The organism is Streptomyces sp. NPDC048612, from assembly GCF_043199295.1.
Taxonomy (GTDB): Bacteria; Actinomycetota; Actinomycetes; order Streptomycetales; family Streptomycetaceae; genus Streptomyces.
This window is the reverse complement of record NZ_JBICVV010000024.1, coordinates 72,083-85,405: the sequence shown is the minus strand read 5'-3', so window position 1 is coordinate 85,405 and position 13,323 is coordinate 72,083. Positions and strand designations below refer to the sequence as shown.

General features: G+C 70.9%; 16 protein-coding genes and 4 tRNA genes. 14 read left to right on the top strand and 6 right to left on the bottom strand.

The window, feature by feature from the left end; all coding sequences use genetic code 11:
- Positions 1-39: 39 nt before the first annotated feature.
- Together htpX and ACGFN2_RS29380 are read left to right on the top strand one after the other, a co-directional pair.
- Positions 40-903: a zinc metalloprotease HtpX gene (gene htpX / locus ACGFN2_RS29385; RefSeq protein ID WP_362605873.1), complete on the top strand. Its 864-nt coding sequence runs from the start codon at positions 40-42 to the stop codon at positions 901-903.
- A gap of 159 nt (positions 904-1,062) precedes the next feature.
- Positions 1,063-1,455: a YccF domain-containing protein gene (locus ACGFN2_RS29380; protein WP_362605876.1), complete on the top strand. Its 393-nt coding sequence runs from the start codon at positions 1,063-1,065 to the stop codon at positions 1,453-1,455.
- 27 nt (positions 1,456-1,482) lie between these two features.
- Here ACGFN2_RS29380 and ACGFN2_RS29375 read toward each other — a convergent pair whose 3' ends face one another.
- Positions 1,483-2,205, bottom strand: coding sequence for an antibiotic biosynthesis monooxygenase (locus ACGFN2_RS29375; protein WP_362605879.1), 723 nt, complete (start codon positions 2,203-2,205; stop codon positions 1,483-1,485).
- A gap of 134 nt (positions 2,206-2,339) precedes the next feature.
- Complete coding sequence (locus tag ACGFN2_RS29370; protein WP_018090929.1) at positions 2,340-2,828, bottom strand: YajQ family cyclic di-GMP-binding protein; 489 nt, start codon at positions 2,826-2,828, stop codon at positions 2,340-2,342.
- A 188-nt stretch (positions 2,829-3,016) separates the two neighbouring features.
- Here ACGFN2_RS29370 and ACGFN2_RS29365 point away from each other — a divergent pair.
- Both ACGFN2_RS29365 and ACGFN2_RS29360 read left to right on the top strand, forming a co-directional pair.
- Positions 3,017-3,098: transfer RNA gene (locus ACGFN2_RS29365), tRNA-Tyr, on the top strand.
- A 240-nt stretch (positions 3,099-3,338) separates the two neighbouring features.
- Positions 3,339-3,731 (top strand): hypothetical protein, encoded by a 393-nt coding sequence (locus ACGFN2_RS29360; RefSeq protein WP_362605882.1) that lies wholly within the window; start codon positions 3,339-3,341, stop codon positions 3,729-3,731.
- Between the two features lie 200 nt (positions 3,732-3,931).
- Here the strand turns inward: ACGFN2_RS29360 and ACGFN2_RS29355 are convergent, their stop codons facing one another.
- Positions 3,932-4,594, bottom strand: a complete 663-nt coding sequence (locus ACGFN2_RS29355; protein WP_393365527.1) for an SDR family oxidoreductase — start codon at positions 4,592-4,594, stop codon at positions 3,932-3,934.
- Positions 4,595-4,670: 76 nt separating this feature from the next.
- Positions 4,671-5,933: an amidohydrolase family protein gene (locus ACGFN2_RS29350; RefSeq protein ID WP_362605887.1), complete on the bottom strand. Its 1,263-nt coding sequence runs from the start codon at positions 5,931-5,933 to the stop codon at positions 4,671-4,673.
- 183 nt (positions 5,934-6,116) lie between these two features.
- Between ACGFN2_RS29350 and ACGFN2_RS29345 the strand changes: the two genes are divergently transcribed.
- The 6 genes from ACGFN2_RS29345 (at position 6,117) to ACGFN2_RS29320 (ending at position 8,652) form a co-directional block, all read left to right on the top strand.
- A tRNA-Thr gene (locus ACGFN2_RS29345) sits at positions 6,117-6,189 on the top strand.
- 46 nt (positions 6,190-6,235) lie between these two features.
- Positions 6,236-6,308 (top strand) — tRNA-Met (locus tag ACGFN2_RS29340).
- Between the two features lie 89 nt (positions 6,309-6,397).
- The gene (gene rpmG / locus ACGFN2_RS29335) at positions 6,398-6,562 is read left to right on the top strand and encodes a 50S ribosomal protein L33 (protein ID WP_030986111.1); all 165 of its coding nucleotides are present in this window, start codon (positions 6,398-6,400) and stop codon (positions 6,560-6,562) included.
- 84 nt (positions 6,563-6,646) lie between these two features.
- On the top strand, positions 6,647-7,099 hold the full coding sequence (locus tag ACGFN2_RS29330) for a MaoC family dehydratase N-terminal domain-containing protein (protein WP_362605890.1): 453 nt from the start codon (positions 6,647-6,649) through the stop codon (positions 7,097-7,099).
- A gap of 1 nt (position 7,100) precedes the next feature.
- Complete coding sequence (locus tag ACGFN2_RS29325) at positions 7,101-7,535, top strand: MaoC family dehydratase (RefSeq protein ID WP_393365525.1); 435 nt, start codon at positions 7,101-7,103, stop codon at positions 7,533-7,535.
- 61 nt (positions 7,536-7,596) lie between these two features.
- On the top strand, positions 7,597-8,652 hold the full coding sequence (locus ACGFN2_RS29320) for a UDP-N-acetylmuramate dehydrogenase (RefSeq protein ID WP_393365523.1): 1,056 nt from the start codon (positions 7,597-7,599) through the stop codon (positions 8,650-8,652).
- A gap of 45 nt (positions 8,653-8,697) precedes the next feature.
- Here the strand turns inward: ACGFN2_RS29320 and ACGFN2_RS29315 are convergent, their stop codons facing one another.
- Together ACGFN2_RS29315 and ACGFN2_RS29310 are read right to left on the bottom strand one after the other, a co-directional pair.
- Positions 8,698-9,741, bottom strand: a complete 1,044-nt coding sequence (locus ACGFN2_RS29315; protein ID WP_362605898.1) for an adenosine deaminase — start codon at positions 9,739-9,741, stop codon at positions 8,698-8,700.
- 117 nt (positions 9,742-9,858) lie between these two features.
- Positions 9,859-11,094: a pyridoxal phosphate-dependent aminotransferase gene (locus ACGFN2_RS29310; RefSeq protein ID WP_393365520.1), complete on the bottom strand. Its 1,236-nt coding sequence runs from the start codon at positions 11,092-11,094 to the stop codon at positions 9,859-9,861.
- 182 nt (positions 11,095-11,276) lie between these two features.
- Here ACGFN2_RS29310 and ACGFN2_RS29305 point away from each other — a divergent pair.
- From ACGFN2_RS29305 to rplK, 4 genes are all read left to right on the top strand, one after another.
- A tRNA-Trp gene (locus tag ACGFN2_RS29305) sits at positions 11,277-11,349 on the top strand.
- A 108-nt stretch (positions 11,350-11,457) separates the two neighbouring features.
- Positions 11,458-11,754, top strand: a complete 297-nt coding sequence (gene secE, locus ACGFN2_RS29300; protein WP_018090919.1) for a preprotein translocase subunit SecE — start codon at positions 11,458-11,460, stop codon at positions 11,752-11,754.
- A gap of 73 nt (positions 11,755-11,827) precedes the next feature.
- Positions 11,828-12,691 carry a transcription termination/antitermination protein NusG gene (gene nusG, locus ACGFN2_RS29295; protein ID WP_362605904.1) on the top strand — a complete coding sequence of 288 codons (864 nt, stop codon included), beginning with the start codon at positions 11,828-11,830 and terminating at the stop codon, positions 12,689-12,691.
- 168 nt (positions 12,692-12,859) lie between these two features.
- On the top strand, positions 12,860-13,294 hold the full coding sequence (gene rplK / locus ACGFN2_RS29290) for a 50S ribosomal protein L11 (protein WP_362605907.1): 435 nt from the start codon (positions 12,860-12,862) through the stop codon (positions 13,292-13,294).
- The last annotated feature ends 29 nt before the right edge of the window (positions 13,295-13,323 follow it).

Sequence of the window (13,323 nt, the reverse complement as noted above, 5' to 3'; positions counted from 1 at the left end):
GCACAGGGTTCCCCTGCCGCACCGCTTGGAGGGCGTACCGTGCACCGCCGGCACAACGGGCTCAGGACCGCCGTACTCCTCGGGGGACTGTCCGCCCTCATCATCCTCATCGGCAGCCTGTTCGGCCGTACGGGCCTGATCATCGCCGTCGTCGTCGCCCTGGGCACCAACGCCTACGCGTACTGGAACAGCGACAAGCTCGCCCTGCGGGCCATGCGCGCCCGCCCGGTCAGCGAGTTCGAGGCGCCCCAGCTCTACCGCATGGTCCGCGAGCTCTCCACCACGGCCCGCCGGCCCATGCCGCGCCTGTACATCTCCCCGACCCAGGCGCCCAACGCCTTCGCCACCGGCCGCAACCCCCGCAACGCCGCGGTCTGCTGCACCGACGGCATCCTCCAGCTGCTCGACGAACGCGAGCTGCGCGGCGTCATCGGCCATGAGCTCAGCCATGTCTACAACCGCGACATCCTCATCTCCTCCGTCGCGGGCGCGCTGGCCTCCGTCGTGATGTTCCTCGTCAACTTCGCCTGGCTGATTCCCATAGGCCGCTCCGACGACGACGAGGGCCCCGGCCTGCTGGGCATGCTGCTGATCATGATCCTCGGGCCGGTCGCGGCCGGGATCGTCCAGCTCGCCGTCAGCCGCTCCCGCGAGTACCAGGCGGACGCCTCGGGCGCCCAGCTCACGGGCGACCCGCTGGCCCTGGCCTCCGCCCTGCGCAAGCTGGAGGCGGGCACCCAGCAGCTCCCGCTGCCGCCCGAGCCGCGGCTGGAGACCGCCGGCCACCTGATGATCGCCAATCCGTTCCGGGCGGGCGAGGGCCTGTCCCGGCTGTTCTCCACCCACCCCCCGATGCGCGAACGCATCGCCCGGCTGGAACAGATGGCGGGCCGCCGCCCCTGACGGCCGCGGCCGCCCTCCGGCCGGGCCTCTCCGGCCGGACGGCCGCCGCGGTGGCCGCCGCCCGCCGGCCGCCGCATCATGAACGCAACGCTTCACCCGGTCCCGAGCGTCTCACCCGGCAGTTACGTCCTACGCCGCGCCCGTGGAAGGCTGCTGATCATGAAGTTCATCCTCAACATCCTCTGGCTGATCCTCAGCGGCTTCTGGCTGGCACTCGGCTACCTGGCCGCGGGCATCATCTGCTGCATCCTCATCATCACCATCCCGTTCGGCATCGCGTCCTTCCGGATCGCGGGCTACGCCCTGTGGCCCTTCGGCCGGACGACCGTCGTACGCCAGGACGCCGGTGCCGGCTCGGCGATCGGCAACGTCATCTGGATCATCTTCGCGGGCTGGTGGCTGGCCCTGGGGCACATCGTCACCGGCCTCGTCCTGTGCGTGACGATCATCGGCATCCCCTTCGGCATCGCCAACTTCAAGATGATCCCGATCTCCCTCATGCCGCTCGGCCGCGACATCGTCCCCACCGACGAGCCCTTCGCGGCCCGCTGACCGCCCGCCCCCGCCCGGCCCCTCGCCTCAGACCCGTACGAGCCCCCGAGGGGCCACATACCGGCGGAACCCCAGCGGTTCGACGCCCGGCAGGCTCCCGATGAAGCGCAGCACCTCCCCGTCGGGCCGCAGCCGGGCGCCGGCCTCCCGTTCGTGCGACTCCGGGTCCGTCCACTCGCTGTAGTTGACGACCCGGTCGCCGTCCTCGGCGATGTGGAAGTGCGAGGCGATCCCGCCCTCTCCCCGCTGAATCTCACCGAGCAGCTCCAGCAGGCCGTCGACGAGTTCCCGCGCCGCCTCGTGCCCCGCCGTCCGGAAGGCGACGCGTACGACACAGCCCGGCTCCCGCGGCGCCCCGTGCGGCAGCATGCTGCGGTACAGCCGGAAGCGCCCGGGACCGGCGTCGCCGACGTCCCCCACGCCGTCCAGCACGGCCGCGATCCGCCCGCTCAGCCCGGTGCTCTCGGTCCGTACGAACTCCTCATGTGCCGCGTGGCTCGTCCACTGCGCGTAGTTGAGCACATGGCGCCCGTCCGTCCCGGCGAACAGCACCCGCGACAGGAAGCCCGCCGGCAGCGGCGTCTCCTCCCAGGCACGGGCGACCCCGTCCATGACGGCCCGTTGCCCCGCCGGGCTCCCGGCATCCCACTCACTGATCAGTACGGCACCGGCGTCCGCCCGCCGGACCTGCGGAAACACATCGGTACGGAACGCGCCGGAGCGAGCCGGCGCCTCATGTGAAGAAGTCATGCCACGACCCTGCAAGCTCAACCGAGATTGAGGTCAAGCGCTCCTCGGGGGCGCGCTCGCGCCGCCCGGCACACAGGTGGGGCGGCACGCCGCAGCGCGCCGCCCCATCCTGTGGCACCCGGAGAACCGGGCTCCTAGCGGTAGTTCACGAACTGCAGGGCGAAGTCCAGGTCCTTGCCCTTCAGCAGCTGCTGCACCGCCTGCAGGTCGTCCCGGCTCTTCGAGCTGACCCGCAGCTCGTCGCCCTGCACCTGCGCCTTGACGCCCTTCGGGCCCTCATCGCGGATGATCTTGGCGACCTTCTTGGCGTTGTCCTGCGAGATCCCCTCCTCGATCGAGGCGAAGATCTTGTACTCCTTGCCCGAGGCCTGCGGCTCGCCGGCGTCCAGCGCCTTCAGCGAGATCCCGCGCTTGACCAGCTTGGACTGGAAGATGTCGAGTACGGCCTTCACCCGCTCCTCGGCGTTGGCCCGCATCTCGATCTTCTCGCCCGACCACTCGATCGACGCGCCCACGCCCTTGAAGTCGTAGCGCTGCGAGATCTCCTTGGCGGCCTGGTTGAGGGCGTTGTCGACCTCCTGCCGCTCTACCTTCGAGACGATGTCGAAACTGGAGTCGGCCATGTTGAGTTGGCTCCTCGTACGTAGATCCATCAGGGGTGCGGCCCGTCCCGGACCGCCTGCCCAGCCTAGCCACCCGCCCAAGATCCAGCGCTCTCGAATCGAGTGGCGAACCACCCCCGGCGATCAGGTATGGTTTACGTCGTTGCCACGGAGCACCGCCCAGAGCGGGACTCCCGGCAGCAATCCCAGGCGGTGTGCCCGAGCGGCCAAAGGGAGCAGACTGTAAATCTGCCGGCTCAGCCTTCCCAGGTTCGAATCCTGGCGCCGCCACAGTGGAGGAAATCCCCTCCGACCTGCTGACACAGCAGGTCGGAGGGGATTTTTCGTTTGCCGGGTCCGGCGAGGCCGGTCGCGGCGGCGCGGCGCCGCCTGTCCCGCCCGGGCTCCGTTTCGTCCACGAAACCAAGATCATTAAGGTGATCGCTACCCGGCCCGCTGACGCGAACGCGCCAAAGCGGCGGGCCGTGGCTTCTGCCCCACTGTCCCCCCACGTCCCTTAGGGAGAAGACCGTGCGATCACGTGCACGCACCCGGATACTGACCCTGGCCGGCACCGTCGCCCTCGCCACCCTCACCGCCGCGCCGGCGGCGCACGCCGCCGCCTCGGGGTGCACCCACAACTGGAGCGGCCCGCAGGTCTGCATCGAGACCACCGGCGAGAGCGGCAACACGTACCCCGGCACGATCACCGCCACCTGGACCAACCCGCCCGGGAACCGCAGCAAGGCGACGGTCTACATCACGAACTGGGCCGCTGGCACCCACACGATGACCGCCAAGCGCCACGGCGACGAGATCAAGGGCAGCTGGACCCCTAAGGGCAATCCCTTCATGGACGGCAAGCTCTGCGCCCGTTTCAAGGGCTCCAGCGCCAAGGCGTGCGTCGACCTGATCAACCGGTAGCGCCCCGCCTCGGCACGGCTCCCCGCCTCGGAAGCGGGGAGCCGTCCTGGCCGTCAGACTCCGCGTGCCCACAGCGGGCCGGCCGGCGGCGCACCGAGGGCCGGACGGCCCGCCGCCGCGCCGGAGTTCGGCGACGCCGGTCACGGCAGCCGCGGCACCGCGGCCGCGCCCCCGCGGCAACGCGCGGGCGCCACTGCCCCTCAGCCCCCGGCCACCGCCCGTACTGCTTCCCGGACGGGGACGTCCCCGCCGATCAGTTCCAGCGTCCGGCCGATGGTGCCCGGCTCGTCGAGCAGCTCCACCAGAACGGCGGCCACATCGTCCCGGGTCACGTCGCTGCGGCCGGTCGCGTCGGCCAGCGTCACCAGGTCCGTGCCGGGGTCGTTGGTCAGCCGGCCCGGCCGCAGGATCGTCCAGTCCAGCCCGGCGCGGGCCCGTACGTCCGCGTCCGCCGCGCCCTTCGCCCGCAAATACGCCGCGAAGACCGGGTCGGTGCCCTCGGGGGGCTCACGGTCCGCGCCCATGGACGAGACGACGAGGAAGCGCCGTACCCCGGCCGCCTCCGCCGCGTCCGCGAAGACCGCCGCCGCGCCGCGGTCCACCGTGTCCTTGCGTTCGATGCCACTGCCCGGCCCCGCGCCCGCCGCGAAGACGGCCGCGTCGACGCCGTCCATGTGCCGGGCGACGTCCTCCACCGACGCCGACTCCAGGTCGCAGACCACCGGTTCGGCTCCCGCGGCCAGCACGTCACCGGCCTGTTCCGGCCGGCGGATGATGCCCGCGACCTCGTCCCCGCGCTTGGCGAGCAACCGCTCCAGCCGCAGCGCGATCTGACCATGTCCACCTGCGATGACAATGCGCATGATCCCGACCGTACGCGGTGCCGCCGCCGCGGCGTACGGGACCGGCCGGGGAGCGGCCCTACTCCCCGCCCGCGGCTCAGCGCTGCGACTGCCGCGGCAGCTCCAGCGCCACGTCCGCCGCCGAGTCGCAGTACTCCCGCACCGCGCTGGTCCGGGCGACCACCCGCCCGCGGTGGATCACGATCCGGCTGTACGCGAGCGAGAGCACCCCGGCGATCCGCTCCCCGCGCACCGCCAGCAGCTCAGCGGGGAAGCCCGCCTCGACCCGCACCTCCGGCAGCCCCAGCGTCGCCCGCGCCGCCGAACTCACCGTCCCGTAGGCCGCCTCCGGCGTCGCCTCCCCCAGGGAGGCCAGCAGATACGCGGCCTCCAACGGGTCGCCGCGCCCCACCGGGTTCGCCACGTCCCGCAGCGCCCCGCTGCCCGCCGCCACCCGCACCCCGGCCGCCCGCAGCAGCCGCACCGGCGCCGGCCGCGACACCCGCGAGCCGTACCGCTCCAGGCCGGTGCAGTCGCCCTGCGGCAGACACACGACGGCGACCCCGGCGGCCGCCAGCTGCTCGGCGACCCGCGCCGCCACGCTCCGCGGCATCCGCGCCATCCCGGCGCACGGCCCGAGGGCGACGCCCGGCCGCAGCCCGCCCGACATCGCCGCGAACCGTGCCAGCCGCGCCGGATCGTCGCCGTCGGTGTGCAGGTCCACCGGACAGCCGTGCTCCCCGGCCAGCTCCAGCACCGTCTCGACGTACCCGGCCGGATCGGGGTCCAGGTCCGGGCAGCCGCCGATGACCGAGGCACCCATCTTCACCGCGTCCCGCAGCATCGCCAGCCCGTCCGCCCCGGCCACCCCGGTCAGCACCCGCGGCACCGCGACCGCCGCCAGATCGGCCAGCCCGCGCAGCGACCGGCGGGCCTGCAGCACCGCCTCCAGCGAGCGCAGGCCCTGGACGTCGCCGATCCGTACGTGGCTGCGCGAGGCGGTGGCGCCGTGCCCCAGTTGCAGCAGCGCGGCCTCGGTCGTCCGCCGCTGGACGTCCTCGGGTGAACTGGACGCGGGCCCGTCGGAGTCGGCCGTCAGGGCGGTGTCGCAGTGCGCGTGGGGCTCGGCCGGGGCGGGCAGCAGGAGGTAGCCGGCGAGGTCGACGCGGGCGCCCTGTGGGGCGAGGCTGCCGGCCGTCCCGACGGCCTCGATGTGTCCGCCGCCGAGCCGTACGTCCACCGTCCGGCCGTCCGCGAGCCGCGCGCCGCACAACACCAGCGCCCCGCCTTCCGGCCTGGCGAACCGGCCGGGCCCGCCGGGTTTTCCCGGCTGCGGCTGCGGCGAACTGCTGTCGGACATCGCGCTCCTCGAAGGCACCCGGCGTGCAAGATCACGCAGCGTTCTTCCGAGCCTAGGCCGCGGCCGGGAGAGCTTCGCGCAGGCGCGAAATAGTCGTACCGGTGTGGTGCGCGGGGCGGCTGGGGCACGGCCCGGATACGGATTTCACGTTTGGCGGCGGGCCGTGTAATGTCTTCATCGCTCGCCCCAATAGCTCAGTCGGCAGAGCGTCTCCATGGTAAGGAGAAGGTCTACGGTTCGATTCCGTATTGGGGCTCTGATGTGTGAGGTTCCCGCCTTCGGGCGGGGTCCCCTCGCATCACAGCGGTGTAGCTCAGTCGGTAGAGCAAGCGGCTCATAATCGCTGTGTCACCGGTTCAAGTCCGGTCACCGCTACTGACAGTAGCCGATTGTGGGGTCGGTCCTCCGATCGGCTACTCTTTTATGCGTTAATCCGACCACCCGTCCGTCCAAGGAGCACTCACGTGGCTGCCACCGACGTCCGCCCGAAGATCACGCTGGCCTGCGTGGAGTGCAAGGAGCGGAACTACATCACCAAGAAGAACCGGCGTAACGACCCGGACCGTCTTGAGATGAAGAAGCACTGCCCCCGTTGCAAGTCGCACACCGCGCACCGCGAGACGCGATAACACAGGCTCGTTCGTGAGGCCGTCCCCATTCGTGGGGGCGGCCTCACGGCGTTATCACCATCAGTACAGGGAGGTTGCGAGCCCATGGCGCTCGACCAGTCTTTTGTCGGACGCACGTACCCGCCCACCGACCCGTACGAGGTCGGCCGGGAAAAGATCCGCGAATTCGCCGAGGCGATCGGTGACCCTAACCCCGCTTATACGGACGCAGAAGCGGCCAAGGCGCTCGGATACTCCGATGTGATCGCCCCGCCGACTTTTGTGTTCGCCATCACATTCAAGGCCGCGGGACAGGTCATCGAGGACCCCCAACTCGGCCTGGACTACAGCCGGGTGGTGCACGGCGACCAGAAGTTCGCCTACACCCGGCCGGTGCGCAGCGGGGACCGGCTGTCCGTCACCTCCACCATCGAGGCCATCAAGACCATGGCCGGCAACGACATCATCGACATCCGCGGCGAGGTGCACGACGAGGCGGGCGAACACGTCGTGACCGCCTTCACCAAGCTGGTGGCCCGCGCCGAGAAGGAGGCCTGAGATGACCGCGAAGATTTCCTACGACGACGTCGAGGTCGGTACGGAACTCCCGGCGCAGTCCTTCCCCGTGAGCCGCGCCACGCTCGTCCGGTACGCGGGCGCCTCCGGCGACTTCAACCCGATCCACTGGAACGAGAAGTTCGCCAAGGAGGTCGGGCTCCCGGACGTCATCGCCCACGGCATGTTCACCATGGCCGAGGCGATCCGGGTGGTCACCGACTGGGCCGGTGACCCGGGCGCGGTCGCCGAGTACGGGGTGCGCTTCACCAAGCCCGTCATCGTCCCCAACGACGACACCGGCGCACAGATCGAGGTCAGCGCCAAGATCGCCGCCAAGCTGGACGACGACGACCGTACGGTCCGCGTCGACCTCACCGCGATGAGCGCCGGCCAGAAGGTGCTGGGCATGTCCCGCGCCGTGGTCCGCCTCGCCTGAGCGGAGCCGCCCGGGGGCGTCCGGCCGAGGGCTGCCGGACCGCCCCCGTACCCTTGGGCGCGTGCAGGAACTCCACGACGCCCCCCTCGCCCCGCTGACCACCTTCCGCCTCGGCGGTCCGGCCACCCGCCTCATCACGGCCACCACCGACGACGAGGTGATCGCCGCCGTCCGCGCGGCCGACGACGCCGGTACCCCGCTGCTGATCATCGGCGGCGGCAGCAACCTCGTCATCGGCGACAAGGGTTTCGACGGCACGGCCCTGCGCATCGCCACCCGCGGCTTCACGCTCGACGGCACGGCCCTCACACTCGCCGCGGGCGAGAACTGGTCCGACGCGGTCGCCCGTACGGTCGAGGCGGGACTGGCGGGCATCGAGTGCCTGGCCGGCATCCCCGGCTCCGCGGGCGCCACCCCGATCCAGAACGTGGGCGCGTACGGCCAGGAGGTCTCCGCCACGATCACCGAGGTCGTCGCCTACGACCGCCGCCTCGGCGAGACCGTCACGATCCCCGCCGCGGAGTGCGGCTTCTCGTACCGCCACAGCCGCTTCAAGGAGCACCCCGACCGGTTCGTGGTGCTGCGGGTGCGCTTCGCCCTGGAGGACGCCGCGGGCCTCTCCGCGCCCCTGAAGTACCCCGAGACGGCCCGCGCCCTCGGCGTGGAGGCGGGGGACCGGGTCCCGGCCACCGTCGCCCGGGAGACCGTGCTGGCCCTGCGCGCCGGCAAGGGCATGGTGCTCGACCCCGAGGACCACGACACCTGGTCGGCGGGCTCGTTCTTCACCAACCCGATCCTCACCGAGGCCGAGCACACCGCCTTTCTGCGCCGCGTCCAGGACCGCCTCGGCCCCGACGTCGCCCCGCCCGCCTTCCCGGCCGGCGACGGCCTGGTGAAGACCTCGGCGGCCTGGCTCATCGACCGGGCCGGCTTCACCAAGGGCTACGGCAGCGGCCCCGCCCGCATCTCCACCAAGCACACCCTCGCGCTCACCAACCGCGGCACGGCCACCACCGAGGACCTGCTCGCCCTGGCCCGCGAGGTCCGCGACGGGGTACGGGCGGCCTTCGGCGTCACCCTCGTCAACGAACCGGTCACGGTCGGCGTCAGCCTCTAGGAAGCGGGCCGGGGCGCCGCCTCCCGCCGGGCGCGGGCCGGCCCGTCAGGCGGCCAGCCAGGCGTCGATCTCCGCCAGGAGCCGCTGCTGCTCGTCCTGCGGGGCGCAGGAGCCGCGGACCGACTGCCGGGCCAGCTCGGCCAGTTCGGTGTCGGAGAAGCCGTGCGCGCTGCGGGCGATCTCGTACTGCGCGGCCAGCCGCGCGCCGAAGAGCAGCGGATCGTCCGCGCCCAGCGCCATCGGCACACCCGCGTCGAAGAGCGTCCGCAGCGGCACATCCTCCGGCTTCTCGTAGACCCCCAGCGCCACGTTCGACGCCGGGCACACCTCGCAGGTCACCCCGCGCGAGGCCAGCCGGCGCAGCAGCACGGGGTCCTCGGCGGCCCGTACGCCGTGCCCGACCCGGCCGGCGTGCAGATCGTCCAGGCAGTCCCGGACGCTGGCCGGCCCCGACAGCTCGCCGCCGTGCGGCGCCGCCAGCAGGCCGCCCTCCCGGGCGATGGCGAAGGCACGGTCGAAGTCCCGGGCGAAACCCCGGCGTTCGTCGTTGGACAGCCCGAAACCGATCACACCGTGGTCGGCGTAGCGCACCGCGAGACGGGCCAGCGTACGGGCGTCCAGGGGGTGCTTCATCCGGTTCGCGGCCACCAGGACACGGATGCCGAGACCGGTGTCGCGCGAGGCGCTGCGCACCGCGTCCAGGATGATCTCCAGGGCCGGGATCAGCCCGCCCAGCCGCGGGGCGTACGAGGTCGGGTCGACCTGGATCTCCAGCCACCGCGACCCGTCGCGGACGTCCTCCTCTGCGGCCTCGCGCACCAGCCGCTGGATGTCCTCCGGCGTCCGCAGGCACGAGCGCGCGATGTCGTACAGCCGCTGGAAACGGAACCAGCCCCGCTCATCGGTGGCCCGCAGCTGGGGAGGCTCACCGCTGCGCAGCGCCTCCGGCAGGTGCACGCCGTACTTGTCGGCGAGGTCCAGCAGGGTCGCGGACCGCATCGAACCGGTGAAGTGCAGGTGCAGATGGGCCTTCGGCAGTCGGCGCAGGTCTCGACTGGCGGCTCCGCCGCGGGCACGAACGCTCTCCATCCGAAGATCTTGCCGTATGCGGGCGGGCGCCGGTAGGCCCTTTCCCGAAGGGGTGTCCGGTGGAATGCGCGTACGGGCCCCGGCAGCGCTTCCGGGGCCCGTGGACGGGACAGCCGCCTATTTGGCGTCCGCCAGCAGCTTCTGGATGCGCGACACGCCCTCGACCAGGTCCTCGTCGCCCAGCGCGTACGACAGCCGCAGATAGCCGGGGGTGCCGAAGGCCTCACCGGGGACGACGGCGACCTCCGCCTCCTCCAGGATCAGCTCGGCCAGCTCGACGCTGGTCTGCGGGCGCTTGCCGCGGATCTCCTTGCCCAGCAGCTCCTTCACCGACGGGTACGCGTAGAACGCGCCCTCCGGCTCCGGGCACAGCACCCCGTCGATCTCGTTGAGCATCCGCACGATGGTCTTCCGGCGCCGGTCGAAGGCGACCTTCATCTCCTCGACGGCCGCCAGATCCCCGGAGACCGCCGCGAGGGCCGCTGCCTGGGCGACGTTGGACACATTGGACGTGGCGTGCGACTGGAGGTTCGTGGCGGCCTTGATGACGTCCTTGGGGCCGATCGCCCAGCCCACCCGCCAGCCGGTCATCGCGTACGTCTTCGCCACGCCGTTGACGATGACGCACCTGTCGCGCAGCTCCGGCACGACCACCGGCAGCGACGAGAACGTGGCGTCGCCGTAGACCAGGTGCTCGTAGATCTCGTCGGTCAGCACCCACAGGCCGTGCTCGGCGGCCCAGCGGCCGACCGCCTCGACCTGCTCGCGGGTGTAGACCGCGCCGGTCGGGTTCGACGGCGAGACGAAGAGCAGCACCTTCGTGCGGTCCGTACGCGCCGCCTCCAGCTGCTCCACGGTCACCCGGTAGCCGGTGGTCTCGTCCGCGACGACGTCGACCGGCACACCGCCGGCCAGACGGATCGACTCGGGGTAGGTGGTCCAGTACGGCGCCGGGACGATGACCTCGTCGCCCGGGTCCAGGATCGCGGCGAACGCCTCGTAGATCGCCTGCTTGCCGCCGTTCGTCACCAGGACGTTCGCGGCCTCGATCTCGTAGCCGGAGTCCCGCAGGGTCTTCGCGACGATGGCGGACTTCAGCTCGGGGAGGCCGCCGGCCGGGGTGTAGCGGTGGTACTTCGGGTTGCGGCAGGCCTCGGTCGCCGCCTCGACGATGTAGTCGGGCGTGGGGAAGTCGGGCTCACCGGCACCGAAGCCGATCACCGGGCGCCCGGCGGCCTTGAGGGCCTTCGCCTTGGCGTCGACGGCGAGGGTCGCGGACTCGGAGATCGCCCCGACGCGGGCCGATACCCGGCGGTCACCGGCGGACGAAACGGGAGGAGTGGCAGCGCTCATATCCGCATCGTCCCAGACCTCTGACGGGCCCGGCACATTGTCGGCGGGCACCACCCGGCACGTTTCTGTTCGACGCCTGGCTCCGAAACACGTACACTCGCTGACCGTTGGCTCCCAACAGGCCGCCGCGGTGCACGCACGTAGTGCAGTCGGCCGCATGCGGTAGGTTGGGGGAACCACAAAGGGTCGTAGCTCAATTGGTAGAGCACTGGTCTCCAAAACCAGCGGTTGGGGGTTCAAGTCCCTCCGGCCCTGCTACACGCACTTCGTCATCACAGTGCGTGCACGCGTACGTATGAAATGCACCGCCGTGCGGCTCAACCGGGCGCGGCACGGCCACGACCCGGATTCAGGTGAGGACGAGTGACGGACGCCCTGGGCTCCATCGACATGCCTGAGCGCGGTCGTTCCGAGGACGAGACCGCAGAGTCCCAGAAGAAGCCCCGCCGCGGCGGCAAGCGCGGCAAGAAGGGCCCGTTCGCCCGCCTCGCGCTCTTCTACCGCCAGGTCGTGGCGGAGCTCCGCAAGGTCGTCTGGCCCACGCGCAGCCAGCTGTCGACGTACACCACCGTGGTGATCGTCTTCGTTGTCATCATCATCGGTCTCGTAACCGTGATTGACTTGGGAATCAACCGAGTCGTCGGGTACGTCTTCGGCTGATCCCGCGGAGGGCGCCTCAGCGGGCGCCCGTTTCGCATGTTCAACCCCTTGAAGCCAGGAAGAAGCAGCCACCGTGTCTGACCCGAACCTGAACGACGCCGCCGACTCCGCCGAGACGGCAGCGGCCGACGTGGACGCGGCTGCCTCGGCCGAGGTCCAGGGCGACGACACCGAACTCGAGACCGTCCAGGCCGCCGACGAGGTCGACGAGCTGGACGCCGAGGAAGCCGCCGACGGCGAGCCCGCCGAGGACGCGGCGGTGCACGTCGAGGACGAGGACGAGGTCACCGGCGAAGACGCCGAGGAGGAAGAGGAGCCGGTCGACCCGGTCGCCGCCCTCCGTGACGAACTCCGCGGCCTCCCCGGTGAGTGGTACGTCATCCACACCTACGCGGGTTACGAGAACCGCGTGAAGACCAACCTTGAGCAGCGCGCCGTCTCGCTGAACGTCGAGGACTACATCTTCCAGGCCGAGGTGCCGCAGGAAGAGGTCGCCCAGATCAAGAACGGCGAGCGCAAGACCATCCGCCAGAACAAGCTCCCGGGCTACGTGCTGGTGCGCATGGACCTGACGAACGAGTCCTGGGGCGTCGTCCGCAACACGCCGGGTGTCACGGGCTTCGTGGGCAACGCCTACGACCCCTACCCGCTGACGCTGGACGAGATCGTCAAGATGCTCGCCCCGGAGGCCGAGGAGAAGGCCGCCAAGGAGGCCGCCGCGGCCGAGGGCAAGCCGGCGCCGTCCCGCAAGGTCGAGGTCCAGGTGCTGGACTTCGAGGTGGGCGACTCCGTCACCGTCACCGACGGTCCCTTCGCGACGCTGCAGGCGACGATCAACGAGATCAACGCCGACTCGAAGAAGGTCAAGGGCCTCGTCGAGATCTTCGGCCGCGAGACCCCGGTCGAGCTGAGCTTCGACCAGATCCAGAAGAACTAGGTTCTTCCGGAACACCAGCCACATCGATCAGGTCAGACGGGCTCACAGCCGGTCTGACCTGCTCGGTTTTTGGCCGCGCGACCATACCCGTTATCGTAGTGCGGTATGCCTCCATCCGGATGACCGGGTGGATCGGCGAAACACCTCTCACTAGGACCCGGAGAGAGCATGCCTCCCAAGAAGAAGAAGGTCACGGGGCTTATCAAGCTCCAGATCCAGGCCGGTGCCGCGAACCCGGCTCCGCCGGTCGGCCCCGCGCTGGGTCAGCACGGCGTCAACATCATGGAGTTCTGCAAGGCCTACAACGCCGCGACCGAGTCGCAGCGTGGCATGGTCGTGCCGGTGGAGATCACGGTCTACGAGGACCGTTCCTTCACCTTCATCACCAAGACCCCGCCGGCCGCGAAGCTCATCCTGAAGGCCGCGGGCGTGGCGAAGGGCTCCGGCGAGCCGCACAAGACCAAGGTCGCCAAGATCACCCGCGACCAGGTCCGCGAGATCGCCAGCACCAAGATGCCCGACCTGAGCGCCAACGACCTGGACTCCGCCGAGAAGATCATCGCTGGCACCGCCCGCTCCATGGGCATCACGATCGAGGGCTGATCCTCAGCCTGTTTCGGCACCGCGTGGCA

Bases quoted from the DNA above. Each gene is read 5' to 3' on its own strand.
- ACGFN2_RS29380 (WP_362605876.1), top strand. From the start codon at position 1,063: ATGAAGTTCATCCTCAACATCCTCTGGCTGATCCTCAGCGGCTTCTGG.
- ACGFN2_RS29375 (WP_362605879.1), bottom strand. From the start codon at position 2,205: ATGACTTCTTCACATGAGGCGCCGGCTCGCTCCGGCGCGTTCCGTACC.
- ACGFN2_RS29370 (WP_018090929.1), bottom strand. From the start codon at position 2,828: ATGGCCGACTCCAGTTTCGACATCGTCTCGAAGGTAGAGCGGCAGGAG.
- ACGFN2_RS29355 (WP_393365527.1), bottom strand. From the start codon at position 4,594: ATGCGCATTGTCATCGCAGGTGGACATGGTCAGATCGCGCTGCGGCTG.
- ACGFN2_RS29350 (WP_362605887.1), bottom strand. From the start codon at position 5,933: ATGTCCGACAGCAGTTCGCCGCAGCCGCAGCCGGGAAAACCCGGCGGG.
- ACGFN2_RS29330 (WP_362605890.1), top strand. From the start codon at position 6,647: ATGGCGCTCGACCAGTCTTTTGTCGGACGCACGTACCCGCCCACCGAC.
- ACGFN2_RS29325 (WP_393365525.1), top strand. From the start codon at position 7,101: ATGACCGCGAAGATTTCCTACGACGACGTCGAGGTCGGTACGGAACTC.
- ACGFN2_RS29315 (WP_362605898.1), bottom strand. From the start codon at position 9,741: ATGGAGAGCGTTCGTGCCCGCGGCGGAGCCGCCAGTCGAGACCTGCGC.
- ACGFN2_RS29310 (WP_393365520.1), bottom strand. From the start codon at position 11,094: ATGAGCGCTGCCACTCCTCCCGTTTCGTCCGCCGGTGACCGCCGGGTA.
- rplK (WP_362605907.1), top strand. From the start codon at position 12,860: ATGCCTCCCAAGAAGAAGAAGGTCACGGGGCTTATCAAGCTCCAGATC.